The organism is Pseudomonas sp. NBRC 111127 (genome assembly GCF_001320345.1).
Classification (GTDB): domain Bacteria; phylum Pseudomonadota; class Gammaproteobacteria; order Pseudomonadales; family Pseudomonadaceae; genus Aquipseudomonas; species Aquipseudomonas juntendi.
The window spans coordinates 1-24,557 of the sequence record NZ_BCBD01000021.1 but is presented as its reverse complement, the minus strand read 5'-3'; the positions used below and the strand labels follow the sequence as shown (position 1 = coordinate 24,557).

At 60.4% G+C, this 24,557-nt stretch carries 25 protein-coding genes, 4 tRNA genes and 2 pseudogenes; 21 read left to right on the top strand and 10 right to left on the bottom strand.

The window, feature by feature from the left end; genetic code table 11:
• Nucleotides 1–48: 48 nt before the first annotated feature.
• From APH30_RS06335 to APH30_RS06325, 3 genes are all read right to left on the bottom strand, one after another.
• Nucleotides 49–125, bottom strand: a tRNA-Met gene (locus APH30_RS06335).
• A gap of 121 nt (nt 126–246) precedes the next feature.
• Nucleotides 247–323: transfer RNA gene (locus APH30_RS06330), tRNA-Met, on the bottom strand.
• Nucleotides 324–458: 135 nt separating this feature from the next.
• Nucleotides 459–535, bottom strand: a tRNA-Met gene (locus tag APH30_RS06325).
• A 221-nt stretch (nt 536–756) separates the two neighbouring features.
• On the opposite strand from APH30_RS06325, the gene dinB reads away from it, so the two are divergent.
• A complete protein-coding gene (gene dinB, locus APH30_RS06320; RefSeq protein ID WP_177333713.1) occupies nt 757–1,815 on the top strand; it encodes a DNA polymerase IV in 1,059 nt (352 codons plus the stop codon).
• Nucleotides 1,816–1,950: 135 nt separating this feature from the next.
• On the opposite strand, the gene APH30_RS06315 is transcribed toward dinB, so the two are convergent.
• The 3 genes from APH30_RS06315 to APH30_RS06305 form a co-directional block, all read right to left on the bottom strand.
• Nucleotides 1,951–2,904: a hypothetical protein gene (locus APH30_RS06315; protein ID WP_054911984.1), complete on the bottom strand. Its 954-nt coding sequence runs from the start codon at nt 2,902–2,904 to the stop codon at nt 1,951–1,953.
• Nucleotides 2,905–2,924: 20 nt separating this feature from the next.
• Entirely contained in the window at nt 2,925–4,640 is a 1,716-nt protein-coding gene (locus tag APH30_RS06310) for a proline--tRNA ligase (protein WP_054911983.1), read from the bottom strand.
• 159 nt (nt 4,641–4,799) lie between these two features.
• Entirely contained in the window at nt 4,800–6,083 is a 1,284-nt protein-coding gene (locus APH30_RS06305) for an OprD family porin (RefSeq protein WP_054905824.1), read from the bottom strand.
• 690 nt (nt 6,084–6,773) lie between these two features.
• Here APH30_RS06305 and APH30_RS06300 point away from each other — a divergent pair.
• Nucleotides 6,774–7,193 (top strand): HIT domain-containing protein, encoded by a 420-nt coding sequence (locus tag APH30_RS06300; RefSeq protein WP_054911982.1) that lies wholly within the window; start codon nt 6,774–6,776, stop codon nt 7,191–7,193.
• Between the two features lies 1 nt (nt 7,194).
• Entirely contained in the window at nt 7,195–7,401 is a 207-nt protein-coding gene (locus APH30_RS06295; protein ID WP_029885229.1) for a SlyX family protein, read from the top strand.
• An 88-nt stretch (nt 7,402–7,489) separates the two neighbouring features.
• Here the strand turns inward: APH30_RS06295 and APH30_RS29790 are convergent, their stop codons facing one another.
• On the bottom strand, nt 7,490–8,083 hold the full coding sequence (locus APH30_RS29790; protein ID WP_009684044.1) for a cold-shock protein: 594 nt from the start codon (nt 8,081–8,083) through the stop codon (nt 7,490–7,492).
• A 281-nt stretch (nt 8,084–8,364) separates the two neighbouring features.
• Between APH30_RS29790 and APH30_RS06285 the strand changes: the two genes are divergently transcribed.
• The 18 genes from APH30_RS06285 to APH30_RS06200 all read left to right on the top strand — a co-directional run bounded on the left by APH30_RS06285 (nt 8,365) and on the right by APH30_RS06200 (nt 22,147).
• Complete coding sequence (locus APH30_RS06285; RefSeq protein WP_009684045.1) at nt 8,365–8,838, top strand: Dps family protein; 474 nt, start codon at nt 8,365–8,367, stop codon at nt 8,836–8,838.
• A 297-nt stretch (nt 8,839–9,135) separates the two neighbouring features.
• On the top strand, nt 9,136–9,465 hold the full coding sequence (locus APH30_RS06280) for a ribbon-helix-helix domain-containing protein (protein ID WP_009684046.1): 330 nt from the start codon (nt 9,136–9,138) through the stop codon (nt 9,463–9,465).
• Nucleotides 9,466–9,557: 92 nt separating this feature from the next.
• Nucleotides 9,558–9,779 (top strand): FmdB family zinc ribbon protein, encoded by a 222-nt coding sequence (locus APH30_RS06275; protein ID WP_003254776.1) that lies wholly within the window; start codon nt 9,558–9,560, stop codon nt 9,777–9,779.
• Between the two features lie 93 nt (nt 9,780–9,872).
• A complete protein-coding gene (gene aspS / locus APH30_RS06270) occupies nt 9,873–11,648 on the top strand; it encodes an aspartate--tRNA ligase (protein WP_029888030.1) in 1,776 nt (591 codons plus the stop codon).
• A gap of 113 nt (nt 11,649–11,761) precedes the next feature.
• Entirely contained in the window at nt 11,762–12,508 is a 747-nt protein-coding gene (locus APH30_RS06265; RefSeq protein WP_054911981.1) for a YebC/PmpR family DNA-binding transcriptional regulator, read from the top strand.
• A gap of 188 nt (nt 12,509–12,696) precedes the next feature.
• A complete protein-coding gene (ruvC, locus tag APH30_RS06260; protein ID WP_029888028.1) occupies nt 12,697–13,221 on the top strand; it encodes a crossover junction endodeoxyribonuclease RuvC in 525 nt (174 codons plus the stop codon).
• A 109-nt stretch (nt 13,222–13,330) separates the two neighbouring features.
• The gene (gene ruvA, locus APH30_RS06255) at nt 13,331–13,948 is read left to right on the top strand and encodes a Holliday junction branch migration protein RuvA (protein WP_054911980.1); all 618 of its coding nucleotides are present in this window, start codon (nt 13,331–13,333) and stop codon (nt 13,946–13,948) included.
• Nucleotides 13,945–14,991, top strand: coding sequence for a Holliday junction branch migration DNA helicase RuvB (gene ruvB, locus APH30_RS06250; protein WP_029887414.1), 1,047 nt, complete (start codon nt 13,945–13,947; stop codon nt 14,989–14,991). Before ruvA ends, ruvB begins: the two co-directional genes overlap by 4 nt.
• 125 nt (nt 14,992–15,116) lie before the next feature.
• Nucleotides 15,117–15,569, top strand: a complete 453-nt coding sequence (ybgC, locus tag APH30_RS06245) for a tol-pal system-associated acyl-CoA thioesterase (protein WP_054911979.1) — start codon at nt 15,117–15,119, stop codon at nt 15,567–15,569.
• Nucleotides 15,570–15,571: 2 nt separating this feature from the next.
• A complete protein-coding gene (gene tolQ / locus APH30_RS06240) occupies nt 15,572–16,267 on the top strand; it encodes a protein TolQ (RefSeq protein ID WP_009684054.1) in 696 nt (231 codons plus the stop codon).
• Between the two features lie 14 nt (nt 16,268–16,281).
• Nucleotides 16,282–16,734, top strand: a complete 453-nt coding sequence (gene tolR / locus APH30_RS06235; RefSeq protein ID WP_003254760.1) for a protein TolR — start codon at nt 16,282–16,284, stop codon at nt 16,732–16,734.
• The gene (gene tolA, locus APH30_RS06230; RefSeq protein WP_054911978.1) at nt 16,734–17,843 is read left to right on the top strand and encodes a cell envelope integrity protein TolA; all 1,110 of its coding nucleotides are present in this window, start codon (nt 16,734–16,736) and stop codon (nt 17,841–17,843) included. The genes tolR and tolA overlap by 1 nt, the downstream gene beginning before the upstream one ends.
• Nucleotides 17,840–19,141, top strand: coding sequence for a Tol-Pal system beta propeller repeat protein TolB (gene tolB / locus APH30_RS06225; protein WP_009684057.1), 1,302 nt, complete (start codon nt 17,840–17,842; stop codon nt 19,139–19,141). Before tolA ends, tolB begins: the two co-directional genes overlap by 4 nt.
• A 54-nt stretch (nt 19,142–19,195) precedes the next feature.
• Entirely contained in the window at nt 19,196–19,696 is a 501-nt protein-coding gene (gene pal, locus APH30_RS06220; protein ID WP_029887416.1) for a peptidoglycan-associated lipoprotein Pal, read from the top strand.
• A gap of 6 nt (nt 19,697–19,702) precedes the next feature.
• Complete coding sequence (ybgF, locus tag APH30_RS06215; RefSeq protein ID WP_029887417.1) at nt 19,703–20,506, top strand: tol-pal system protein YbgF; 804 nt, start codon at nt 19,703–19,705, stop codon at nt 20,504–20,506.
• Between the two features lie 168 nt (nt 20,507–20,674).
• The gene (gene queE, locus APH30_RS06210) at nt 20,675–21,322 is read left to right on the top strand and encodes a 7-carboxy-7-deazaguanine synthase QueE (protein WP_009684060.1); all 648 of its coding nucleotides are present in this window, start codon (nt 20,675–20,677) and stop codon (nt 21,320–21,322) included.
• A 17-nt stretch (nt 21,323–21,339) separates the two neighbouring features.
• Nucleotides 21,340–22,014 (top strand): 7-cyano-7-deazaguanine synthase QueC, encoded by a 675-nt coding sequence (gene queC / locus APH30_RS06205; RefSeq protein WP_009684061.1) that lies wholly within the window; start codon nt 21,340–21,342, stop codon nt 22,012–22,014.
• 57 nt (nt 22,015–22,071) lie between these two features.
• A tRNA-Lys gene (locus APH30_RS06200) sits at nt 22,072–22,147 on the top strand.
• A gap of 337 nt (nt 22,148–22,484) precedes the next feature.
• Here APH30_RS06200 and APH30_RS27575 read toward each other — a convergent pair.
• The 3 genes and pseudogenes from APH30_RS27575 to APH30_RS06190 all read right to left on the bottom strand — a co-directional run.
• Nucleotides 22,485–22,854 (bottom strand): annotated as a pseudogene (locus tag APH30_RS27575) (transposase); the annotation flags it as partial.
• Nucleotides 22,855–23,274: pseudogene (locus APH30_RS29430) on the bottom strand (IS630 family transposase); the annotation flags it as partial.
• A gap of 151 nt (nt 23,275–23,425) precedes the next feature.
• A partial coding sequence (locus APH30_RS06190; RefSeq protein ID WP_082416116.1) for a TonB-dependent receptor domain-containing protein occupies nt 23,426–24,557 on the bottom strand: 1,132 nt, incomplete at its 5' end.

Here is a 24,557-nt window from a genome sequence, read left to right as displayed (position 1 = left end):
ACAAACCCCGCGCTGCTGTTACACAGGCGGGGTTTGTTCTGACGAATATGGTTGCGGGAGCCGGATTTGAACCGACGACCTTCGGGTTATGAGCCCGACGAGCTACCAGGCTGCTCCATCCCGCGTCAGAGGTGCGCATTCTACAGTGTGCCGGTCTGGTGTCAAGTGTTTTCACACTCTGGCTCGAGACCTTTTTCAAGCGCAAAGAAAAAGGCCACTGTGTTAACAGTGGCCTTATCTTGAATCTGGTTGCGGGAGCCGGATTTGAACCGACGACCTTCGGGTTATGAGCCCGACGAGCTACCAGGCTGCTCCATCCCGCGTCAGTGGGGCGAATTCTACAGTTTGCAGCGTGTGTGTCAAGCGCTACTTTTTGATTTACCGAGACTTTTTGGAAAATCGCTTTTTCATGGGCAAAGAAAAAGGCCACTGCGTTAACAGTGGCCTTTTCTCGAAACTGGTTGCGGGAGCCGGATTTGAACCGACGACCTTCGGGTTATGAGCCCGACGAGCTACCAGGCTGCTCCATCCCGCGCCTGTGAGATCGAATTCTACGGATTTGCGCGCTGGTGTCAAGCAATTTTTTTGAAAAAACCTTTTTTGTTCAAACCCTTAGCGCATCACACCCGCATGCGGCTCAGGCGCGGCGGGCCTTTCAGGCCGATTATCGCGTGGGCATGCGGGCCAGCTGTTGAACGGGCGGCCCCATGCGATACTATCTGTATGAATTTACAGTGCTGACGGTCATCCATGTCTTTGCGCAAGATCATCCACGTTGACTGCGATTGCTTCTATGCCGCGATCGAGATGCGTGACGACCCGCGCCTGGCCGGGCGGCCCATGGCAGTGGGCGGCTCGGCAGAGCGCCGTGGCGTGATCGCCACCTGTAATTATGAAGCGCGTGCCTACGGTGTGCGCTCGGCCATGGCATCGCGCCACGCGCTGAAACTGTGCCCGGACTTGTTGATCGTCAAGCCGCGTTTCGAGGCCTATCGCGAAGCCTCGCGGGAAATTCATGCCATCTTTCGAGACTACACCGAGCTGATCGAGCCCTTGTCGTTGGACGAGGCCTACCTGGATGTCAGCGACAGCCAATGGTATTCGGGGAGCGCCACCCGTATTGCCGAGGATATTCGCCGGCGAGTCGCGCGTACCCTGCATATCACCGTGTCGGCGGGGGTGGCGCCAAACAAGTTCCTGGCCAAGATCGCCAGCGACTGGCGCAAGCCCAACGGGCTGTTCGTGATTACCCCCGATGAGGTCGAGGCATTCGTTGCGGCCTTGCCAGTGGCCAGGCTGCACGGCGTGGGCAAAGTCACGGCAGACAAACTGACGCGCCTGGGTATCGAAACCTGCCTGCAACTGCGTGACTGGTCGCGCCTGGCGCTGGTGCGCGAGTTCGGTAGTTTCGGTGAGCGGTTGTGGGGGCTGGCGCGAGGTATTGACGAGCGTGCGGTGCACAACGATAGCCGGCGCCAGTCGGTCAGCGTGGAAAATACCTACGACACCGACCTGCCGGACCTGGCCAGTTGCCTGGCGCGTTTGCCGGAACTGCTGGAAAGCCTGAACGAACGCATCGCCCGCATGGACAGCAGTTACCGGCCAGAGAAACCTTTCGTCAAGGTCAAGTTCCATGACTTCAGCCAAACCACGCTGGAACAGGCCGGGGCGGGCAGGGACCTGGAAAGTTACCGGCAATTGCTGGGGCAGGCGTTCGCCCGCGGTGGCAAGCCGGTGCGTTTGTTGGGGGTAGGGGTAAGGTTTCGCGATCTGCGCGGGGCGCATGAACAGCTGGAGCTGTTTGCGCCTATATAAAGAAGCGGCCTTGCGCCGCGGTGGTCGGCGCAGCAGCCCCGGCAATTCAAGCAGCAATGCCGAATGCCTGGGGCTGCTGCGCAGCCCATCGCGACGCAAGGCCGCTCCTACAGGGTAATCGCGATAGAGGCCGGGTTATTGCGCCCCCGGGTCAGCCACCAATCGCCCGGTAGCCTTGGTCAGCGACTGCAGAAACTCCTGCTGCAGTTCCGGGTCGTTGCGGGTCAGCTCGATCAGGCTCTGTTCCATTTCGCTGGCTTCTTCTTCAAGGCCCAGCTCGGACAGGCGCTTGACCCGGTGTACCCACTGGCTGACATCGTCATCTTCGAGGTCATCGAAGATCAGCTCATGGGCCTCATGCAGCTTGTTGCGCAGGGTGGCGCTGACCAGCAGGCTGGCGTCGCCACGGACCCCGTTGTCCTCGTCGAGCACTTGCAGGTGCAGGGTGCCGACGTGGTTGAGGTTCTGCTCCGAAAACGGGCTGTCCAGCAGGTTCAGGCGCAGTACGCCGCTACGGTCGGTGGTCAGCTCGTGAGTCATTTTGCCAGCCTTGACCTCGACCAAGCGTTCGCTCCACGGCATGCTGGTGGATTCTTCACGCTGGCCTTTCTGCACTTCGCTGATCCCGGCGAGGTTCTGCTGGGCGCGGCCATTGGACGCTACGTTCATGAACGGGTTGAGCCCGTCCACCCCATAGCTGAGCCAGTCGTGGGTCATGCTTTGCGGCAGGTTGCCCAAGGCGAAGACATTGACCACGTTGGCGCCAACCCCCGCCACAACGGCCACCGCACCCAGCGGGATCTCGTAGATCTCCCGCCAGGGCTGGTAAGGCGTGTAGCGATCATAGCGGCGGGTGACTTCGAATTCGGTCACTTCGAAACGCTTTTGCTCATGCACGCGCACACGCCGTTGCGGCAGCTCCATCACCTTCGGCTCGCCGACATCGATCTGCAGGGTGTGGGCGAGCAGTTTGCGCTCCACGCGCTCTTCATGGTCGCTGCGCTGGGACATCTGGTTGGCGCAGCCGCTGACGAGCAGGGCACCGCACAGTGCGGCGCCCCCCCGGGTAAAGGTACTTCGCTTGAACATGATTACTCGTGCATTGGTTATCAGCGGCGAACGCGGGCCTGCAGGAAGGTCAGCACTTCATTGAGCGGCAACGGCTGGGCGTCCTGCTCGGTGCGGTGCTTGTACTCCAGGTTGCCTTCGGCCAGGCCGCGATCGCTGACCACGATGCGGTGCGGGATGCCGATCAGCTCCATATCGGCGAACTTGATGCCGGGGCTGGTCTTCTTGTCGCGGTCGTCCAGCAGTACTTCGTAGCCGGCGGCGGTCAGTTCGGCGTACAGCTTGTCGGTTGCCTCGCGAACCGCTTCGGTTTCGTAGCGCAGCGGTACCAGGGCGATCTGGAACGGGGCGAGGGCGTCGTTCCAGATGATGCCTTTGTCGTCGTAGCTCTGCTCGATGGCGGCTGCCACCACGCGCGATACGCCGATGCCGTAGCAACCCATCGACAGCACGACCGGCTTGCCGTTCTCGCCCAGCACCTGGCACTTCAGCGCTTCGCTGTACTTGGTGCCCAGCTGGAAGATATGCCCGACTTCGATGCCACGCTTGATGATCAGGGTGCCTTGGCCGTCCGGGCTCGGGTCGCCTTCAACCACATTGCGCAGGTCGGCTACCTGTGGCACTGGCAGGTCGCGCTCCCAGTTCACGCCGAAATAGTGCTTGTCATCGATGTTGGCACCAATACCGAAGTCGCTCATCAGCGCCACCGAGCGGTCGATGATGCATTCCAGCGGCAGGTTCAGTGGGCCCAGCGAGCCGGCGCCGGCACCGATCGCCTCGCGCAGTTCGGCTTCGGTGGCCATTACCAGCGGGTCGGCAACCTGCTCCAGCTTGGTGGCCTTGATTTCGTTCAGCTCGTGGTCGCCACGAACGATCAGGGCCACCAGCTTGCCCTCTTCGGCGCCGCGCACGATCAGGGTCTTGACGGTTTTCTCGATCGGCAGGCCGAAGTTTTCCACCAGCTGGGCAATGGTCTTGGCGTTTGGCGTATCGACCAGGCGCAGCTCTTCGGTAGGCGCGGGGCGCACGGTTTCCCGTGGGATGGCCTCGGCCTTTTCGATGTTGGCGGCGTAGTCGGAGCTGTCGCTGAAGATCACGTCGTCTTCGCCAGACTCGGCCAGTACGTGGAATTCATGCGAGTAGCTGCCGCCGATCGAGCCGGTGTCGGCCTGCACTGGGCGGAAGTCCAGGCCCAGGCGCGTGAATATGTTGCTGTAGGCCTGGTGCATGCGGTCATAGGTTTCCTGCAAGGAAGCCTGGTCGGCATGGAACGAGTAGGCGTCTTTCATGATGAACTCGCGGCCACGCATCAGGCCGAAGCGCGGGCGGATTTCATCGCGGAATTTGGTCTGGATCTGGTACATGTTGAGCGGCAGCTGTTTATAGCTGGACAGCTCGTTACGGGCCAGGTCGGTGATCACTTCTTCGTGGGTTGGGCCAACACAGAAGTCACGCTGATGACGGTCTTTGAGGCGCAGCAGTTCCGGGCCGTATTGTTCCCAGCGGCCGGACTCCTGCCACAGCTCGGCGGGCTGGATGCTTGGCATCAGCACTTCGAGGGCACCGGCGGCGTTCATTTCCTCACGCACCACGGCCTCGACCTTGCGCATTACCCGCAGGCCCATCGGCAGCCAGGTGTACAGGCCGGAGGCCAGTTTGCGGATCATGCCGGCACGCAGCATGAGCTGATGGCTGATGACCACTGCATCGGCAGGGGTTTCTTTCTGGGTGGCGAGCAAATATTGACTGGTGCGCATGGTTAGCCGTGTCGATTGCCTAAGACGTTGAAATAGCCCCGCATTGTACGGGGGTGAAACGAAGGCGTACAGGATGCCCCAGGGCGTGACGCTTGTCAGCCAAGAAAAAGCCCGGCGAGGTCGCCGGGCTTTTCAGGTGCGGGGCACTGCAAGCCAGGCTTACAGGATGCTCAGCGGGTACTCCACGATCAGGCGCAGTTCGTCGATCGAAGGCGAACCGTAGTAAACGCCATCGGCCGAACGGTAGGTGGCTTGACGGACGCGGAAGCTCAGGTCCTTGGCCGGGCCGCTCTGCATCACGTACTTGACGTCGATGTCGCGTTCCCATTCCTTGCCGCTGTCGGTGGTGCGGGTGGTTGCACCGGTACCACGTACATAGCGGGTCATGAAGCTCAGGCCGGGTACGCCGAACTCAGCGAAGTTCAGGTCGTAGCGAGCCTGCCAGGATTTTTCGTCTTCGGCGTTGAAGTCGGAACGGGCCACGGAGTTGGCCAGGAAGACCGTGCCGCCACCGTCTACACCGTAGGCGTAGTCGCCGTCACCGGTGACCTTCTGGTAGGCCAGGGTGAAGGTGTGGGCGCCGACGTTGTACGCGGCCGAGAGGCTGGCTGCGATGTTGTCCAGTTCGTTGCTGCCGTCGGACTTGCTGACGAATGCACCGGTCAGGTTGTTGCCGATGGACTTGGTGTCATAGATGTTGAAGTCGAACACCAGGCCTTGCTTGTCGCTGATCGGCAGCGCCCAGTTGATATTGCCGTACCACTTGCGGAAGTGGTCTTCGACGCGCGAGTAGTAAACGCTGGTGCTGAGGTTGTCGGAGAGGGCGTAGGTGCCACCAAAGACATTGGCTTCGGTCAGCCGCAGGCTGTCGTGGTAAGTCTGGGCCTGGGCGTTCAGTGCGGTGAAGTGACCGGCGTGCAGGGTGAGGCCGGCAATTTCGTTGCTGGTGATCAGGCCACCTTCGGCAACTTCTGGCAGCAAGCGGCTGTCGTCGGTTGCGAATACTGGCAGTGCGGTGAACTGGTCGCCCCACTTCAGTACGGTGTTGGAGATGCGCATTTTTACCGCGCCGCCCGCTTCCGAGTAGTCATCTTGCGAGCGACCGTCCGAGCCCGTCGGGAACAGGCCGGTGCCGGCGCGGCCGCGGCCGCTGTCCAGTTTCAGGCCGAGCATGCCGATGGCGTCGACGCCGAAGCCTACGGTGCCTTGGGTGAAGCCGGATTCGAAGGTGCCCAGGAAGCCAAGGCCGGTTTCTTCCACGCGGCTCTGGCTGCCAGGCGCGTTGTTGCGGAAGTCACGGCTGAAATACAGCATGCGGGTCTTGACGTTCAGCTTGCTGTCTTCGATGAAACCTTTGGACTCATCTTGTGCGGAGGCCATTGCCAACTGCGAGGTCCCTGCCGTAACGGCCAGGGCGATCATGCTCCACTTCATCACGCGCATCGTGATTTGCTCCTTTGGTTTTTAGGAAGAGTACCGCTGCGTGCAAGTGTTTTAGTTATATGGAGCAGCTCTTTCTTGTTATGTCGGCGAAAATGTATAGCACGCTGACTGTTCTTGGCGATACGGCGATAGAGACTCTTTACGGAACTTTTCCACCATGTCGCGTTCAGGTATTTCCATGTCGCAAATCACGCCCCAATATAGGGCCGTATAACCCCAGCGCTGCTTCTTTAGCCGCCATGAATCGGTAACTACCGACGCCAGCTTAAGAAACTCCCTGGTAACCAATGCCGCTGTTGTTATTTGTCGCGTACACCTGCCATTGCAGATGCCGTGCCGACTTGGCGTGAAAGGAATGCAACAAGCGTGCTCAAAATTCGCAACAGTTCATGAAATTTTCACAAAACCCCCTACCGAGGGTCGGAAAGTGCCGTAAACACGGGGTCGAGCGCCGTTTTGGTATTGTTGAGTTTGAGAATCATTAAAATTTAAAGCGCGCTCATAAAAGTCAATGTGTTACCGCCATTTGTTCATCCAGAGTCGTTTGTGGGGTGGCAGGTGCGGCAGGGGTGGGTAGATGGCCTCATTTTGGTGCGAAAAGTAGCGCTGTGTTACCGGGATTGTGCAGGGTATTCTTGCCACCCATGTTTTCCGCGCCATGCGGGTCGTTTTGTCTTAAGGAGATATGCCGTGTTCGTCCTCGATTCGCGTCTGCAGCAGGATTCCCTGGTGCTGGGGGAGTTTGCGCTGTGCCAGCTGCTGCTGAGCAAGGATGCCAATTACCCGTGGTTCATCCTGGTGCCCAAGCGTGCTGAGGTGAGTGAGTTGTTCGATTTGGATGTGCACGAGCAGCAGCAACTGTGGCAGGAGACCACCCTGTTGGCAGAAGCGTTGAAGGCCAGCTACGGCGCCGACAAGATGAACGTGGCAACCTTGGGCAATGTGGTAAGCCAGTTGCACATGCACGTGATCGTGCGCCGCCGTGACGACGCTGCCTGGCCCGCCCCGGTCTGGGGCAAGTGCCCGCCAGTGGCCTATACCGATGCCCAGCTGCAGGCGCTACGCCAGCGTGTGCGCGACCTGGGGCTGGCCGGTTATCAGGAGGCCTGACATGTCACTGGAAATGCGCATGATCGAACTGGAAACCCGCCAGGCGTTCCAGGATGACACTCTCCAGGCATTGAATGATGTGGTGGTCGAGCAGGCGAAGGTGATCGAGCGCCTGCAGCTGCAGGTGGCCGAGCTGATAAAGCGTCATGAAGAGATGGTGGGGCAATTCGGTAGCGAAGGGGACGAGGCGCCGCCGCCGCATTATTGATGCGCTGATCACTGTTCTGATCGGTTGCAGGGGCCCCCACAGGGCGGTAGTCAGGCCTGTGGGGGCATTCGTGCTGGGGCTGGCGGTATCAGCGGCGGGTCACGGCCACCACATCCTCGGCCTGCAGGCCTTTGTCGCGGTGCATCACCGAGAATTCCACGCGCTGGCCTTCGACGAGGATGCGGTGACCCTCCCCGCGAATGGCGCGAAAGTGCACGAAGATATCATCACCCGAATCACGGGAAATGAAGCCAAAGCCTTTGGACGTATTGAACCACTTCACGGTGCCGGTATCGCGGTTACCGGTATCTGGGGCGGTGTGCTGGCTGTTGCGTGGCTTGCGCGGGCTGCGCGCAAAGCCCACGGCCAGGTGCAAGGCGACGGCCAGCGTGGCGCAGACCAGTGCTGCCAGGTTGCCCATTTCCGGGCGGGCCAGCAGCGTCAGGGTCTGTAGCACCACGGCAACTACCAGCAAGGCGCAGGCCAGGTGCTGCAGTTGCTGGCGCGCGCCTCGGTAATACAGGGGCACGACTGGCGCCAGGACCAGGTTGAGCAGGCCAAGCAGTGCCAGGTAGACCGCGTCGGGTTGCAGGAGGAAGGGGGTTGCTTCGGTTTTCAGGCTGGGTATGAGCGATAGCAGCAAAGCTGCCACGCCCGTCACCAGATGGACGATCTTGAACATGGGGTTGGCTCACAGTTGATAAGGCCGATCACAGGAAGAGCGGGCAGCACGGTGCGCATGAGGTGTAGAGCGCAAACACGTGGCAGGCCAGCCTATGCACCCGGCAATAACAGTCCGCACGGGTGGCACGCTGCCTATTTAACAGTAAAGCCGCAGGCTACTCAAACCGCAGGCCGCCCGGCGGGCGATGTGTTGCGCCATGTCACATGCGACAGGCGCCAAGTATTGCTACAGTGGTCGTCGCCCGCTTGAGTCTCAAGCCTTATGCAAAGGGGAACTTCATGGCAATCGATATCGGTATCAGTGAAGAAGATCGCAAATCCATCGTTGATGGGCTGTCCCGCTTGTTGTCGGATACCTACGTGCTGTATCTGAAAACCCATAACTTTCACTGGAACGTCACAGGGCCGTCGTTCCGCACCCTGCACCTGATGTTCGAAGAGCAGTACAACGAATTGGCGCTGGCGGTGGATTCCATTGCCGAGCGCATCCGGGCCCTGGGCTTCCCGGCGCCGGGGTCGTACGCATTTTATGCCCGGCACTCGTCCATCAAGGAGGAGGAAGGGGTACCCGCTGCGGAAGAGATGATCCGCCAGTTGGTGCAAGGGCAGGAGGCTGTGGTGCGCACGGCGCGCAGTATTTTCCCGGTAGTCGACAAGGTCAGTGACGAACCGACCGCCGACCTGCTGACCCAGCGCATGCAGGTGCACGAGAAGACCGCGTGGATGCTGCGGGTGCTGCTCGACGGCAAATAATTACCCAGGCTGTCACATAACCCTGTGGGAGATAACACAGCCCTACGGGCTGCGCTGTCGCGCAGAGAACTCGATTCATAAGCACGACGCGGACCCTGTGGGCGCGGGCGTGCCCGCGAAGAATCCAGCGCGGTGGCTGGCACCGGCTACGCCGGTGTTCGCGGGCTCGTCCGCTCCCACAGGGGCCGCGTCGTGCATGACAATCAGTGTTTGTGCAGGAACACTTTGCCGCTGCTTTAACCGCGCCCATCAGCGCTTCATAGGCCACCTGGTACCTGTGACGAGGAAGTGTGGCGCATGATGCAAGCGAGCAAGCGTGTGAATGGCCAGGGGCGTTGGCCGGGGAAACCGTGCATCGATCCGTTCAAGGCGGATTTCGACATGTTGCAGATCCAGCCGGTGTCGCGCTCCGTGCGCCTCAACGGCTTTTCCACGTGCCTGCGCCTGGAGGCCGTCTACTGGCAGATCCTCGAGCGCATTGCCGCTGCCAACCGTTGCTCGGTCAGCGCGGTGCTGTCCTACGTTGACCGCGAGATCCACCTGCGCCAGGGTGGCGTGCGCAACTTCAGCGGCCTGATCCGGGTCATCTGCGTGGCGTGGCTGCAGAACCCGCCAAGTGCGCGCTGATCGCCTGGCGGGCTGCGCAGTGCTTGCTAACCATATATAATCCCGCTTTTTGCTGCCCCCGCAGCCAGCGTTTTGGTTGACGAGAGACACCCATGCCCCTGTATGACTATCAATGTGCATCCTGCGAGCACCGTATGGAAGTGCTGCAGAAGATCAGCGCCGCGCCGCTGACCGATTGCCCGGCCTGCCAGGCGCCAGCGCTGAAGAAGCTGCTGTCGGTCCCAGGCTTCCGCCTGAGCGGTAATGGTTGGTACGAAACCGACTTCAAGACCGGGGCGAAAAAGAATCTGGCAGGCGGCGACAAGGCCGACTGAGTTGAATGCTGTGACCGGGTCTTGCAGTATTAGCCCTCCGGGCGGCCAAGGCCTCCACCGAATACACGAATCACGAGAAGCGAAACCACCATCATGATGCGCAGCCATTATTGCGGCCAACTGAACGAGAGCCTGGACGGCCAGGAAGTCACCCTTTGCGGCTGGGTCCATCGGCGCCGCGACCACGGCGGGGTGATCTTCCTCGACATCCGTGACCGCGAAGGCATGGCCCAGGTCGTGTTCGACCCGGATCGCGCCGAAACTTTCGCCGCTGCCGACCGCGTGCGCAGCGAATACGTCGTGCAGCTGACCGGTAAGGTTCGCAAGCGCCCTGAGGGTGCAGTGAATGCCAACATGGCGTCCGGTGCCATCGAAATCCTCGGCTACCAGCTGACCGTGCTCAACGAAGCAGAAACGCCACCGTTCCCGCTGAACGAGTACTCCGACGTCGGCGAAGAAACCCGCCTGCGCTACCGCTTCATCGACCTGCGTCGCCCGGAAATGGCCGACAAGCTGCGCCTGCGCTCGCGCATCACCAGCAGCATCCGTCGCTTCCTTGACGAAAATGGCTTCCTCGACGTCGAAACCCCAATCCTCACCCGTGCTACCCCGGAAGGCGCGCGCGACTACCTGGTACCTAGCCGTACCCACGCCGGTAGCTTCTTCGCCCTGCCGCAGTCGCCACAGCTGTTCAAGCAGCTGCTGATGGTGGCCGGCTTCGACCGTTACTACCAGATCGCCAAGTGCTTCCGTGACGAAGACCTGCGTGCCGACCGCCAGCCGGAATTCACCCAGATCGACATCGAGACCAGCTTCCTCGATGAAAACGAGATCATGGGCCTGACCGAAAGCATGATCCGCAAGCTGTTCAAGGAAGTGCTCGACCTGGAATTCGGCGAATTCCCGCACATGACCTTCGAAGAAGCCATGCGCCGCTACGGTTCCGACAAGCCAGACCTGCGTAACCCGCTGGAACTGGTTGACGTTGCCGACCAGCTCAAGGATGTCGACTTCAAGGTGTTCGCCGGCCCGGCCAACGATCCGAAGTGCCGTGTAACCGCCCTGCGCCTGCCAGGCGGCGCCAGCATGCCGCGCAGCAAGATCGACGAGTACACCAAGTTCGTCGGCATCTACGGTGCCAAGGGCCTGGCCTACATCAAGGTCAACGAGCGCGCCAAGGGTGTCGAAGGCCTGCAGTCGCCGATCGTCAAGAACATCCCCGAGGCCAACCTCAACACCATCCTCGACCGCGTTGGCGCCGTAGACGGCGACATCGTGTTCTTCGGTGCCGACAAGTTCAAGGTGGTCAGCGAAGCGCTGGGCGCGCTGCGTATCCGCCTGGGCCACGATTTCGAGCTGCTGACCTGCGAGTGGGCACCGATGTGGGTCGTCGACTTCCCGATGTTCGAAGAGAACGAAGACGGCAGCTTCACCGCGCTGCACCACCCGTTCACCGCGCCGAAGTGCACCCCGCAAGAGCTCGAGGCCAACCCGGCTACCGCGCTGTCGCGTGCCTATGACATGGTCCTGAACGGTACCGAGCTGGGTGGCGGTTCGATCCGTATCCATCGCAAAGAGATGCAGCAGGCCGTGTTCCGCCTGCTGGGTATCGAAGCCGAAGAACAGGAAGAGAAATTCGGCTTCCTGCTCGACGCCCTGAAGTTCGGTGCACCGCCTCACGGTGGCCTGGCCTTCGGCCTGGACCGCCTGGTCATGCTGATGACTGGCGCCCAGTCCATTCGTGAAGTGATTGCCTTCCCGAAAACCCAGAGCGCCGCGTGTGTCATGACCCAGGCCCCTGGCCTGGTCGACGCCAAGGCCCTGCGCGAGCTGCACATCCGACTGCGTGAACAGACCAAGGTCGAATAAGCAGTCCCGGGCGCATCCACATGGATGCGCCTTTGCGTTTCGGCGCAGGCATTTTCCCGTCCCGCCCCGTCATGGGGCGGGGCTGTTTGTGATTCAAGGAAAACGGAGTCGTTATGGCTGGTCATTCCAAGTGGGCGAACATCAAGCACCGCAAAGAGCGCCAGGATGCCAAGAGAGGCAAGGTCTTCACCAAGTGGATCCGCGAACTGACGGTCGCTGCCAAGCAGGGCGGCCCTGACCCGGCATCCAACCCGCGCCTGCGCCTGGCGCTGGACAAGGCCCTGGGCGCCAACATGAGCCGCGACATCATCGACCGCGCCGTGGCCCGTGGTGCTGGCACCAACGAAAGCGACAACGTCGAGGAGCTCAGCTACGAAGGTTACGGCCCGGGTGGCGTGGCGATCATGGTCGAAGCCATGACCGACAACCGCAACCGTACCGCCGCCGCCGTGCGCCATGCCTTCACCAAGTGTGGCGGCAACCTCGGTACTGATGGCTCGGTGGCCTACCTGTTCGAGCGCAAGGGGCAGCTCAGCTTTGCGCCGGGCGCGGACGAAGACGCGTTGATGGAAGCGGCGATGGAGGCCGATGCCGACGACGTGGTAGCCAACGACGACGGTTCGTTCGAGGTATTCACCTCGTTCAACAGTTTCTATGCCGTGCGTAACGCCCTCGAAGAGGCCGGCTTCAAGGCCGCTGACGCGGAAATCGTGATGCAGCCGACCACCAGTGCCGAACTCGACCAGGAGGGTGCCGAGAAGGTGCTCAAGCTGATCGACATGCTCGAGGACCTGGATGACGTGCAGAACGTCTACTCCAACGCCCAGATTTCCGACGAGATCATGGAAAACCTCGGCTAAGGTCTGCAGACTCGCCGAGTCAAGGCTGCTATTGGGGCTGCTGTGCAGCCCATCGCCGGCAAGCCAGCTCCCACAGGTACCGCGCTTTTCTTGAAGCTTGTGCTGTACCTGTGGGAGCTGGCTTGCCGGCGATGGGCCGCGCAGCGGCCCCTATGGTCTTGCAACGTTAGTTCTTTACGACAGGCACTATGACTCTGATTCTAGGTATCGACCCCGGCTCGCGAATCACCGGCTACGGCGTCGTCCGCCAGACCGCCCGTGGTTGCGAGTACGTGGCGTCGGGTTGTATCCGCACCGGCAGCGGCGAGCTGCACGAGCGGCTGCAGATCGTTTTTCGTGGTGTCAGTGAAATCATCACCCAGCACGGCCCGGTAACCATGGGCATCGAGCGGGTGTTCATGGCCCGCAACGCCGACTCGGCGCTGAAGCTCGGCCAGGCGCGTGGCGCTGCTATCGTTGCCGCTGCCGAAGCCGGCCTGGAAATCGCTGAATACAGCGCCACTCAGGTCAAGCAAGCCGTGGCCGGCACCGGTGGGGCCAACAAGGAACAGGTGATGATGATGGTCATGCACCTGCTGAAACTGACGCAAAAGCCGCAGATCGATGCCTCCGATGCGCTGGCCATTGCCCTGTGCCATGCCCATACCCGTTCCAGCCTGGTGCCCCATGGCCTGGCCACCGCACGCCGACGCGGCGGGCGCTTGCGTCTTTGAGCGCTTCATGCGCAGATACAAAATTTGTCCGGGTGAAGCATTCACCCGCCGCATTTGCTGATAGGGTTGAGCGGTCGTTGACCGGCTCCCCGAGAGGAAGGATCGGAACGTGATTGGACGTTTGCGCGGCACCCTGGCGGAAAAACAGCCGCCGCACCTGATTATCGACGTCAATGGCGTGGGCTACGAGCTCGAAGTGCCCATGACCACGCTGTACCGTCTGCCCAAAGTGGGCGACACCGTTACAGTGCATACCCATCTGGTGGTGCGCGAAGACGCCCACCTGCTCTATGGTTTTGCCGAAAAGCGCGAGCGCGAGCTGTTCCGCGAGTTGATCCGCCTGAACGGCGTAGGGCCCAAGCTGGCCCTGGCGTTGATGTCCGGGCTGGAGGTCGACGAGCTGGTACGTTGCGTCCAGGCCCAGGATACTTCGGCCCTGGTACGCGTGCCGGGGGTCGGCAAGAAAACCGCCGAACGCCTGCTGGTCGAACTCAAGGACCGCTTCAAGGCCTGGGAAACCTCGCCGGCCATGTTTACCCTGGTGTCGGATGGGCCGTTGCCGGCCGCCAGCGCATCAAGCGCCGAGGCCGATGCAGTCAGTGCCCTGGTCTCGCTGGGCTACAAGCCGCAGGAAGCCAGCAAGGCGATTGCCGCGATCAAGGACAAGGCCGGCTTGAGCAGTGAAGAACTGATCCGCCGCAGCCTGAAAGGGATGATTGCCAAGTGATCGAAGCCGACCGCCTGATCGCCGCCAGTGGCCGCGACCGTGAAGAAGTCCAGGACCGTGCGATCCGGCCGCTGAGCCTGAGCGAGTACATCGGTCAGCCGGTGGTGCGCGAGCAGATGTCGTTGTTCATCCAGGCTGCTCGCGGGCGCAGCGAGTCGCTCGACCACACGCTGATCTTCGGCCCCCCAGGCTTGGGCAAGACCACCCTGGCCAACATCATCGCCCATGAAATGGGCGTTTCGGTGAAGAGCACCTCTGGGCCGATTCTGGAGCGCCCGGGTGATCTGGCGGCCATGCTGACCAACCTCGAACCGCACGACGTGCTGTTCATCGACGAGATCCACCGGTTGTCGCCGGTTGTCGAAGAGGTGCTGTACCCGGCCATGGAAGACTTCCAGCTCGACATCATGATCGGCGAAGGGCCAGCGGCCCGTTCGATCAAGCTCGACCTGCCGCCGTTCACCCTCGTCGGTGCAACTACCCGTGCCGGGATGCTCACCAACCCGTTGCGTGACCGCTTCGGCATCGTCCAGCGCCTGGAGTTCTATAGCGACAAGGACCTGGCCACCATCGTCAGCCGCTCGGCCAATATTCTTGGCCTGGCCATCGAGGACCTGGGTGCCTACGAAATTGCCCGCCGCGCCCGTGGCACGCCACGAATCGCCAACCGCCTGCTGCGCCGCGTGCGTGACTACGCCGAGGTGCGCGGCAAGGGCCAGATCACCAAGGCCGTGGCTGACATGGCGTTGAACCTGCTGGACGTCGACGAGCGCGGTTTTGACCATTCCGACCGTCGCCTGTTGCTGACCATGATCGAGAAGTTCGATGGCGGCCCAGTGGGCGTCGACAACCTGGCGGCGGCCATCAGCGAAGAGCGCCATACCATCGAAGACGTACTCGAGCCTTACCTGATTCAACAGGGTTACATCATGCGCACGCCGCGTGGCCGCGTCGTCACACGGCATGCCTACCTGCACTTCGGCCTGAATATTCCAGGGCGCCTGGGGGAGGGCGCAGATTATTCGGAACCGGGCGATGAATGACAGATCGAAACCGACTTTTCGTGGTCCTACCGCAGGCACGCCGAATGGTTGCTGGCAATAAGACATTAATGACGTAAAAACAGTTGCCACAGCGGATTGGCAAGCCGAGGAGTAAGCACTAGAGTATGCGCGCGCAAAATGGCCTGGAACCGTTCGCACACCGTTGTCGCGTCTATTACGAGGATACCGATGCCGGTGGCGTGGTGTATTACGTCAACTACCTGAAATTCATGGAGCGCGCGCGCACCGAACGCCTGCGGCACCTGGGGTTCTCCCAGTCGCAACTGGCCGAAGACAATCTGCTGTTCGTGGTCCATTCCAGCGAAGCGCGCTACCACGCGCCGGCGCGGCTGGACGACCAACTGCGGGTCACCGCGCAAGTACTTGAACTCAATCGCGCCAGCCTGCGTTTCGTCCAGCAGGTTTGGCGCGAAAACGATGAAACGCTGCTCTGCGAGGGGCAGTTCCTGGTGGCCGCAGTGCGTGCTGACACTTTCAAACCCCGAGCCATACCCCCCCAGCTGCGCGACGCTTTTGCGGCGGACGGCTCGGGTAATCAATCGAACGCAGGAGAATAAGCGTGGAAGCTAACGTCGTCGACCATACCTCCATGTGGAGTCTGGTCAGTAATGCCAGCGTGGTGGTTCAGCTGGTAATGCTGACCCTGGTGGCCGCCTCGGTCACCTCATGGATCATGATCTTCCAGCGCAGCGCCATGCTGCGCGCCGGTCGTCGTGCGCTGGATGCCTTCGAAGAGCGCTTCTGGTCGGGCATCGACCTGTCCAAACTGTACCGTCAGGCAGGCAGCAACCCAGACCCGGATTCCGGCGTGGAGCAAGTATTCCGTGCCGGCTTCAAAGAGTTCTCGCGCCTGCGCCAGCAGCCGGGTGTAGACCCGGATGCGGTCATGGAAGGCGTGGGCCGTGCCATGCGCGTGGCCATCTCGCGCGAAGAAGAAAAGCTCGAGCAGAGCCTGCCGTTCCTGGCCACCGTCGGTTCCACCAGCCCGTACATCGGCCTGTTCGGTACCGTATGGGGCATCATGAACTCCTTCCGCGGCCTGGCCAGCGCCCAGCAAGCGACCCTGGCCACCGTTGCCCCGGGTATCGCCGAAGCCCTGGTGGCTACGGCCATCGGCCTGTTCGCGGCAATTCCGGCGGTCATTGCCTACAACCGTTTTGCCGCGCGCAGCGAAGTGCTGATCGGCCGTTACTACACCTTCGCCGACGAGTTCCAGGCGATCCTGCACCGTAAAGTGCACACCAGCGAAGAGTAATCAGGTAGAAGCCCATGGCCCGAGTTCGCCACAAACGCAAGCCCGTCGCCGAGATGAACGTGGTGCCCTACATCGATGTGATGCTGGTGCTGCTGGTCATCTTCATGGTGACGGCGCCCATGCTCAACCAGGGCGTGAAGGTAGACCTGCCCAAGGTTTCCAGCGAAGCCTTGCCGCAGGACAACAACGTCCAGATCCTCACCATCTCCATCAAGGCCGACAAGACCTATTACTGGAACCTCGGCAGCGAAGTCGATACCGACAAGCAGATGGACAAGGCCATGACCCTGCCGGCCATGACCGATGCCGTGACCAAGATCATTGCCGCCGGCCGTGACCAGGGCAAGCAGACCCAGGTATTCATTCGGGGTGACAAGGCGGTCGACTATGGCGCGGTCATGGGTGCCATGGGCGGGTTGCAGAAGGCCGGTGTCGGTAACGTTGGCCTGATTACCGAGGCGCCCTGATGCAACAGCGAGAGCCATCCGCCTCGGAAAGCTACTTCTGGCCCAGTGTCTGGGCCATCGGTCTGCATGTGCTGGTGTTCGGCTTGCTGTTCGTCAGTTTTGCCATGACGCCTGAGCTGCCGCCTTCCAAGCCAATCGTCCAGGCTACCCTGTACCAGCTCAAGTCTAAGAGCCAGGCGACCACCCAGACCAACCAGAAGATTGCCGGGGAAGCGAAGAAAACCGCGTCGCGCCAGACTGAAGTCGAGCAGCTGGAGCAGAAGAAGGTCGAGCAGGAGGCCATCAAGGCTGCGGAACAAAAGAAAGCCGACGCCGCTCAAAAGGCCGAAGAGGCGCGCGAAGCCGCCGAGGCGAAAAAAGCCGAGGACGCGGCCAAGGCCGCCGAAGCCGCCAAGGCCAAGCAAGCCGCCGAAGCCAAGAAGGCCGACGAGGCGAAGAAAGCCGCCGAGAAGCAGCAGGCTGACATCGCCAAGAAGAAGGCCGAGGACGAAGCGAAGAAAAAAGCCGAAGAAGAGGCCAAGAAAGCGGCCGCTGAAGAGGCGAAGAAACAAGCCGCCGAGGACGCCAAGAAGAAGGCAGCCGAAGAGGCCAAGAAGAAAGCAGCCGAGGACGCCAAGAAGAAAGCGGCGGCCGAGGACGCGAAGAAGAAGGCAGCTGAAGAGGCCAAGAAGAAGGCCGCTGCAGACGCCCAGAAGAAAAAGGCACAGGAAGCGGCTCGCAAGGCGGCAGAAGACAAGAAAGCCCAGGCCCTGGCCGAGCTGTTGTCCGATACCACCGAGCGGCAGCAGGCCCTGGCTGACGAGCAAGGTGACCAGGTGGCCGGCGATTTCGACGACCTGATCCGCATGCGCGCGGCCGAGGGTTGGGCGCGTCCGCCTTCCGCGCGCAAGGGCATGACGGTGACCCTGCAGGTAAGCATGTTGCCGGACGGTACCGTTACCAGTGTCAGCGTGGTCCGTTCCAGTGGTGACGGCCCGTTCGACAATTCGGCGGTGGCTGCGGTCAAGAACATTGGTCGTTTGACCGAGATGCAGGGTATGAAGCCGAGCGATTTCAATCGTTATCGTTCGTTCAAGATGACATTTACACCTGAGGATCTAGCGTTGTGATTAAACGTCTGAGAGGACTGCTGGTCTTGCTCTGCTGCGTGGCAGGCTTGGCGGTGGCAGAGGAAAAGAACATCCTGGTCACCAGCGGCAGCGACCGGGCCACGCCCATCGCGGTAGTACCGTTCGGTATGCAGGGCGGTAGCGTGTTGCCTGAAGACATTGCCGACATCATCGGCAACGACCTGCGCAACTCTGGCTACTATTCACCGATTCCGCGGCAGAACATGATCAGCCAGCCGTCGCAGGCCAGCGAAGTGATCTTCCGTGACTGGAAAGCCCTGGGCGCCCAGTACGTGATGGTCGGTAGCATCGTGCCGTCGGGTGGTCGCCTGCAGGTGCAGTACGCGCTGTTCAACGTCGCCACCGAGCAGCAAGTGCTGACCGGTAGCGTGGCGGGCAGCACCGACCAGTTGCGCGACATGGCGCACTACATTGCAGACCAGTCGTTCGAGAAGCTCACCGGCATCAAGGGTGCGTTCTCGACCCGCATGCTGTACGTGACTGCCGAGCGCTTCTCCACCAACAATACCCGCTACACCCTGCAGCGCTCGGACTACGACGGTGCACGTGCGGTCACCCTGCTGCAATCGCGCGAGCCTATCCTGTCGCCGCGGTTCGCACCGGATGGCAAGCGTATTGCCTACGTATCGTTCGAACAGAAGCGCCCGCGCATCTTCGTGCAGAACATCGATACCGGCCGCCGCGAACAGGTGACCAACTTCGAGGGCCTGAACGGCGCGCCAGCCTGGTCGCCTGACGGTTCGCGCCTGGCCTTCGTGCTGTCCAAGGACGGCAACCCGGACATCTACGTGATGAACATGGCCTCGCGCCAGATCAGCCGCGTAACCGCCGGCCCTGGTATCAACACCGAGCCGTTCTGGGGTAAAGACGGCAACACCATTTACTTCACCTCCGACCGGGGCGGCAAACCGCAGATCTATAAACAGTCGGTCAGTGGGGGTGGTGCCGAGCGCGTAACCTTCGTGGGTAACTACAACGCCAACCCGAAACTTTCGGCAGACGAGAAAACCCTGGTGATGATTCATCGCCAACAGGGCTTTACCAACTTCAAAGTGGCGGCACAGGACTTGCAGCGCGGAAGTGTAAAGATTCTCTCGGAAACAAGTCTTGATGAGTCTCCCACTGTTGCGCCAAACGGCACCATGCTAATCTACGCCACCCGCCAGCAGGGCCGGGGAGTCTTGATGCTCGTGTCGCTTAATGGCCGCGTGAGGCTCCCACTTCCTACCGCTCAAGGCGAAGTCAGAGAACCGTCCTGGTCCCCTTACCTGAACTGATTGCGGCGTAATACGTTTTGCTTAACACACTGGGGTTTCATTAGGAGTTTCACGATGGAAATGCTGAAGTTTGGTAAATTTGCTGCGCTGGCTCTGGCCATGGCTGTAGCTGTAGGTTGCTCCTCGAAGGGCGGTGACAACGCAGGCGAAGGCGCTGCTGTAGATCCTAACGCTGGCTACGGTGCCAACACTGGCGCTGTCGACGGTTCCCTGAGCGAAGAAGCCGCCCTGCGCGCAATCACCACCTTCTACTTCGAATACGACAGCTCGGACCTGAAGCCAGAAGCCATGCGCGCTCTGGACGTTCACGCCAAGGACCTGAAAGCCAACGGCAACCGCGTTGTTCTGGAAGGTAACACCGACGAGCGCGGCACCCGCGAGTACAACATGGCTCTGGGTGAGCGTCGTGCGAAAGCCGTTCAGCGCTACCTGGTTCTGCAGGGTGTTTCCCCTGCTCAGCTGGAAGTGGTTTCCTACGGCGAAGAGCGTCCAGTTGCTACCGGCAACGACGAGCAGTCCTGGGCTCAGAACCGTCGCGTAGAACTGCGTAAGTAAGTTCTTATGCGTATGTGCCGCCGTGTAGTAACCGTCCTCGCACTCAGCCTGCCGCTCGCGGCCTGGGCTGAGGTCCCTGTAGTAGATGACAACGCAGGCAGTTATCCGCCCGCGGGTTATGGCACGAGCGGCGCCTATGCCGGGTCGGGGGCTTCGGCCCCTGCCTCTGCACAGGGCCAGCTGTTCATGCAGCTGCAACAGATGCAGGACCAGCTTTCCCGCCAGCAAGGCATCATCGAAGAGCTGCAAAACGATGTGTCGCGCATGAAGCAGGAAAACCTGGAGCGATACCAGGACCTGGACCGTCGCATCAACAGTGGTGCCGCACCTGCCGCAACCCCTGACAATTCCTCCGGTGGTGCATCCAATGCCGCCTCCGGTGCAGCAGCCGGTGCTGCTGCGCAACAACCGGCCGCCAGTAGCGAGCCCGGTGATCCGGCGAAAGAGAAGCTCTACTACGATGCAGCTTTCGACCTGATCAAGCAAAAAGACTTCGACAAGGCCAGCCAGGCGTTCACCGCCTTTCTGCGCAAATACCCGAACAGCCAGTACGCCGGCAATGCCCAGTACTGGTTGGGTGAGGTGAACCTGGCCAAGGGTGACTTGCAAGGCGCCAGCCAGGCGTTTGCCCAAGTCAGCCAAAAGTACCCCAAGCACAGCAAGGTGCCAGACTCGCTTTACAAACTGGCCGACGTCGAGCGCCGCATGGGCCACACCGACAAGGTCAAGAGCATCCTGCAACAGGTCATCACCCAGTATCCCGGCACCTCTGCCGCGCAATTGGCACAGCGTGACCTGCAAAAGCTCTAAGGCCCTTTGCAGTAGCGTTTGAAATAAACCCGCGCCAGTCGCGGGTTTTTTCGTTAGAATCACGGCCCTTTTTTCGTAAACACGCTGCTGCGGATAACGCGATGTCGAGTCCGCGGCAGTGCCTGACGGAGGCGGGCAGCCTGTTTAGCTGTCACGCCCGTGGCGAGCATGCAAGACACATTACGCATCACCGAAGTCTTTTACTCTTTGCAGGGTGAAACACGAACGGCTGGGCTGCCCACGGTATTCGTGCGGCTCACCGGTTGCCCCCTGCGCTGCCAGTACTGCGACAGTGCCTACGCATTCAGTGGCGGTACCGTTCGTACCCTCGATTCGATCCTTGAGCAAGTGGCCGGCTTCAGGCCGCGCTACGTGTGTGTCACCGGTGGCGAACCGCTGGCCCAACCGAATGCGCTGCCGCTGCTGCAGCGGCTGTGCGATGCCGGCTACGAGGTGTCGCTGGAGACCAGTGGCGCGTTGGATATCGCCGGCACCGACACCCGGGTCAGTCGTGTGGTAGACCTGAAGACCCCAGGTTCCGAAGAGTCGCACCGTAACCTCTATTCGAACATCGACCAGCTGACCCGCAACGACCAGGTCAAGTTCGTCATCTGTTCCCGCGAGGATTACGACTGGGCAGTTTCCAAGCTGATCCAATACAACCTGGCCGAGCGTGCCGGTGAAGTGCTGTTTTCACCCAGCCATCATCAGGTGAGCGCCAGCGACCTGGCAGACTGGATCGTCGCCGACAACCTGCCCGTGCGCTTCCAGCTGCAGTTGCACAAGCTGCTGTGGAACGACGAACCCGGGCGTTGATTGAGGAGTAGATACACATGACAGAAAAACGCGCAGTCATCCTGTTGTCCGGTGGCCTGGACTCGGCCACGGTGGTCGCCATGGCCAAGGCCGACGGCTACAGCTGCTATACCATGAGCTTCGATTACGGCCAGCGCCATCGCGCCGAGCTGAACGCCGCCGCCCGCGTGGCCCGCGACCTGGGCGTGGTCGAGCACAAGGTCATTGGCTTGAACCTGGACGGTATCGGTGGTTCGGCCTTGACCGACAGCAGCATCGACGTGCCGGAAACCCCCGGTGAAGGTATTCCGGTGACCTATGTGCCAGCGCGCAATACCGTGTTCCTGTCGCTGGCGCTGGGCTGGGCAGAAGTGCTGGAGGCGCGTGATATCTTCATTGGCGTGAACGCCGTGGACTATTCCGGCTACCCGGATTGCCGCCCTGAGTTCGTCGAAGCGTTCGAGCGCATGGCCAACCTGGCGACCAAGGCCGGGGTCGAAGGGCAGGGCTTCCGGATCCAGGCGCCGCTGCAGAACATGAGCAAGGCGCAAATCGTGCAGGCCGGTATGGCCCGCGGCGTGGACTATAGCCTGACTGTTTCCTGCTACCAGGCCGACGATGAAGGGCGTGCCTGCGGCAAGTGCGACAGCTGCCGCCTGCGTGCCGATGGCTTCAGGGCTGCCGGTGTCGACGATCCGACGCGCTACGCTTGAACTGATCAGAGGGTATTGATTTCCCGTTAGAAATCAGTATTATACGCGCCATCCAACGGGTCGTTAGCTCAGTTGGTAGAGCAGTTGGCTTTTAACCAATTGGTCGTAGGTTCGAATCCTACACGACCCACCATATTCACAGCGGTTCGTATGTACTAGGAAGGGAAGGCCTGTCACAGCCAATCTAGTCGTGCTGCCGTCTGGAGCGAACCTTAGGCGCGCTTCAGCGTGATGTCAATATGAAATAGCCCGCAGCCTGCACAGGTTCGCGGGCTTTTTCACGGCTGGGCTCTGGCAATACTGACTGTGGGCGTCAGGATGCCGAGACTAGGTGGAGGGGTGCCTCAAAAAATAGTTATCTGAGGTACGTGGAATTTTTTCCTCTAAGCCGGTCACGCTTTGGTGAGGTGGATTGATCCCCTTTGGTAGGGGGATTGAACGTAAGCGTACGGGCAAACCGTCTTGCACCACTAAGCCGGACGCCACCTATGCGGCAGCAGCGCAGCAATCTCACGTGCCCGCTGCGTAGGCAGGCGCATTAGCACATCCTTCAGGTAGGCGTACTGGTCGTGCCCGTTGTTCCGCCCCGACTGGATCAAAATCATGATCGCAGCGGCGCGTTTACCGCTGCGTAGCCCCCCCCGCGAAGAGCCAGTTCTTGCTTCCTAGCGCCCAAGGCCGTATCTGGTTCTCACACCAATTATTATCAATGGATACAGCCCCGTCATTGAGGTAGCGCGACAACGCCGTCTCATGGCCGAACCGGTGTGCACAATATCGCGCTGGGCAACCATCCAGGCATGCAATGCATATCACCGGTACCGCCTTTTCTTGCCGTATAGTGACGGGCTTGTCCGGTGGAAGGGGTAAGCCTGGCTGGATATGGTTCAGGGCCTGAATGTGGCTTCCATCGTCGGTACAGAGCTACAGGGTCTCTTTGGGTGGGTTGGGATAGAGCTCAACGATACTCTAAACCTTGTCGACAAACAGCGGATCGGTCTACGCCTTGAAAGTCTTTTCCAGATGAGGCTTGAGCCCGAAGGCGTGCCATATTCGCATGACGCTGGGTGGAGAAATCCCGGTTTCCTGGCTCATCGAGCGGGTGTTTCATTGACTGGCATCTTCGGGTTTGGATTGCAGTACCTGATTGACCACGGTCTGTACTTTCTCATCAGTAATGCTGCGACTCCGACCTGAGCGATGTTCGTCATTTATACCATCGAGTCGCAGCCGACTGAGTCGTACTTGCCAACGCGAAATCGTGTGCGATGTGTCAGCACAGGTTTTCACCTATGCTGACTTGAGCGGAGAATTCCTGAGATTTAACTTCTGAAAAAGTAACACGTTTCCTTTCAAATGTTTTTTTTCAGGTGTTACTCAGGCCCTTCACCTCTGCTGGAGGATCGAGGGCTCAAAAGTCATATCTATAACCCACCGTTGCGGTACGGCCTTGACCGGAGAAGTAGTAGTCATCACCAACAATCGCACTCTGCGAGTAGTAGGTGATGTACTGCTTGTCGAGCAGGTTGGAGACGCCGAACGTCAACTTGCCATAAGGAAGCGAGTAGCCCATGGCCGCATCGACCAGCACATAACCAGAGAAATGATAGTCCTGAGGCGCATAGGTGTTGACCACATTATTGCCGTCAAAGCTGCGTTTCATGTACCAGTTAGCCTGTACCAGACTGCTCAGGCGCTCACTCCAGCTCGCATTCCAGCTCAGGCCCAGCCGGTCCGGCGCGATGTTGGAACCATCCAGTTTGGTGTCGACCTTGCTGTCCCCATCGAGGTCATACCGGCCTTGCGAGTGGGAGTAACTGAGCCCCGCCTGATGTTTGTCAGTGAGTTGGTAGGTCGCTGCCAGTTCTACCCCGTCGATTTCACTTCTGTAGCGATTTGCAACCCATTGGTCGTTGCTGTAAGAGATGACCGTGCCGGGCTTGACCGTGGTATGGAAGTAGCTGGCTTGCAGTGCCAGTTTATCCTTGTTTATGCGCAGGCCGACTTCATAATTATCGGCAATATCTGGCTCAAAGTAGGACACCTCGGATAGCTTGGCGCCGTTCACCGAAATGCCGCGAATGGCCTTGCCCATGTCCGGAACCTTGAAACCCTGAGAGTAATTGGCAAACAGGTTTAGCGATTCGAGCGGTGACCAAGAGGCTCCGAAGTTGTAAAGCGTCTTGCCGAAGCTGAGGTCCGCGCCTTCGACATATCGGCTGCCATAGCGCGGCAGGGTGGTAAAGCTGTCGACGTCGATATTGGCGCGTTCATGGCGGACTCCTCCCAGGATTTTCACGGTCGATGTGGGCGAGTATTCCAGTTGTGCAAAGGGTGAAACATCGTTGTAGACAATATTGGGCACCCAGGCAAGCTTGCTGTAGAGCAGCGATTGGCTGGACTTTTCGTGCATCATGTCCAGGCCCACAGTAGCTCGCATGCTGTCATCCAAGAAGCCGGGAGAGGTCACGCTAAACTTGGCGCCCACTTTGTCGAACTCAGCATGGCTTTGGTCGTATGTGTTGTTGTTGAGGAATCTGGTG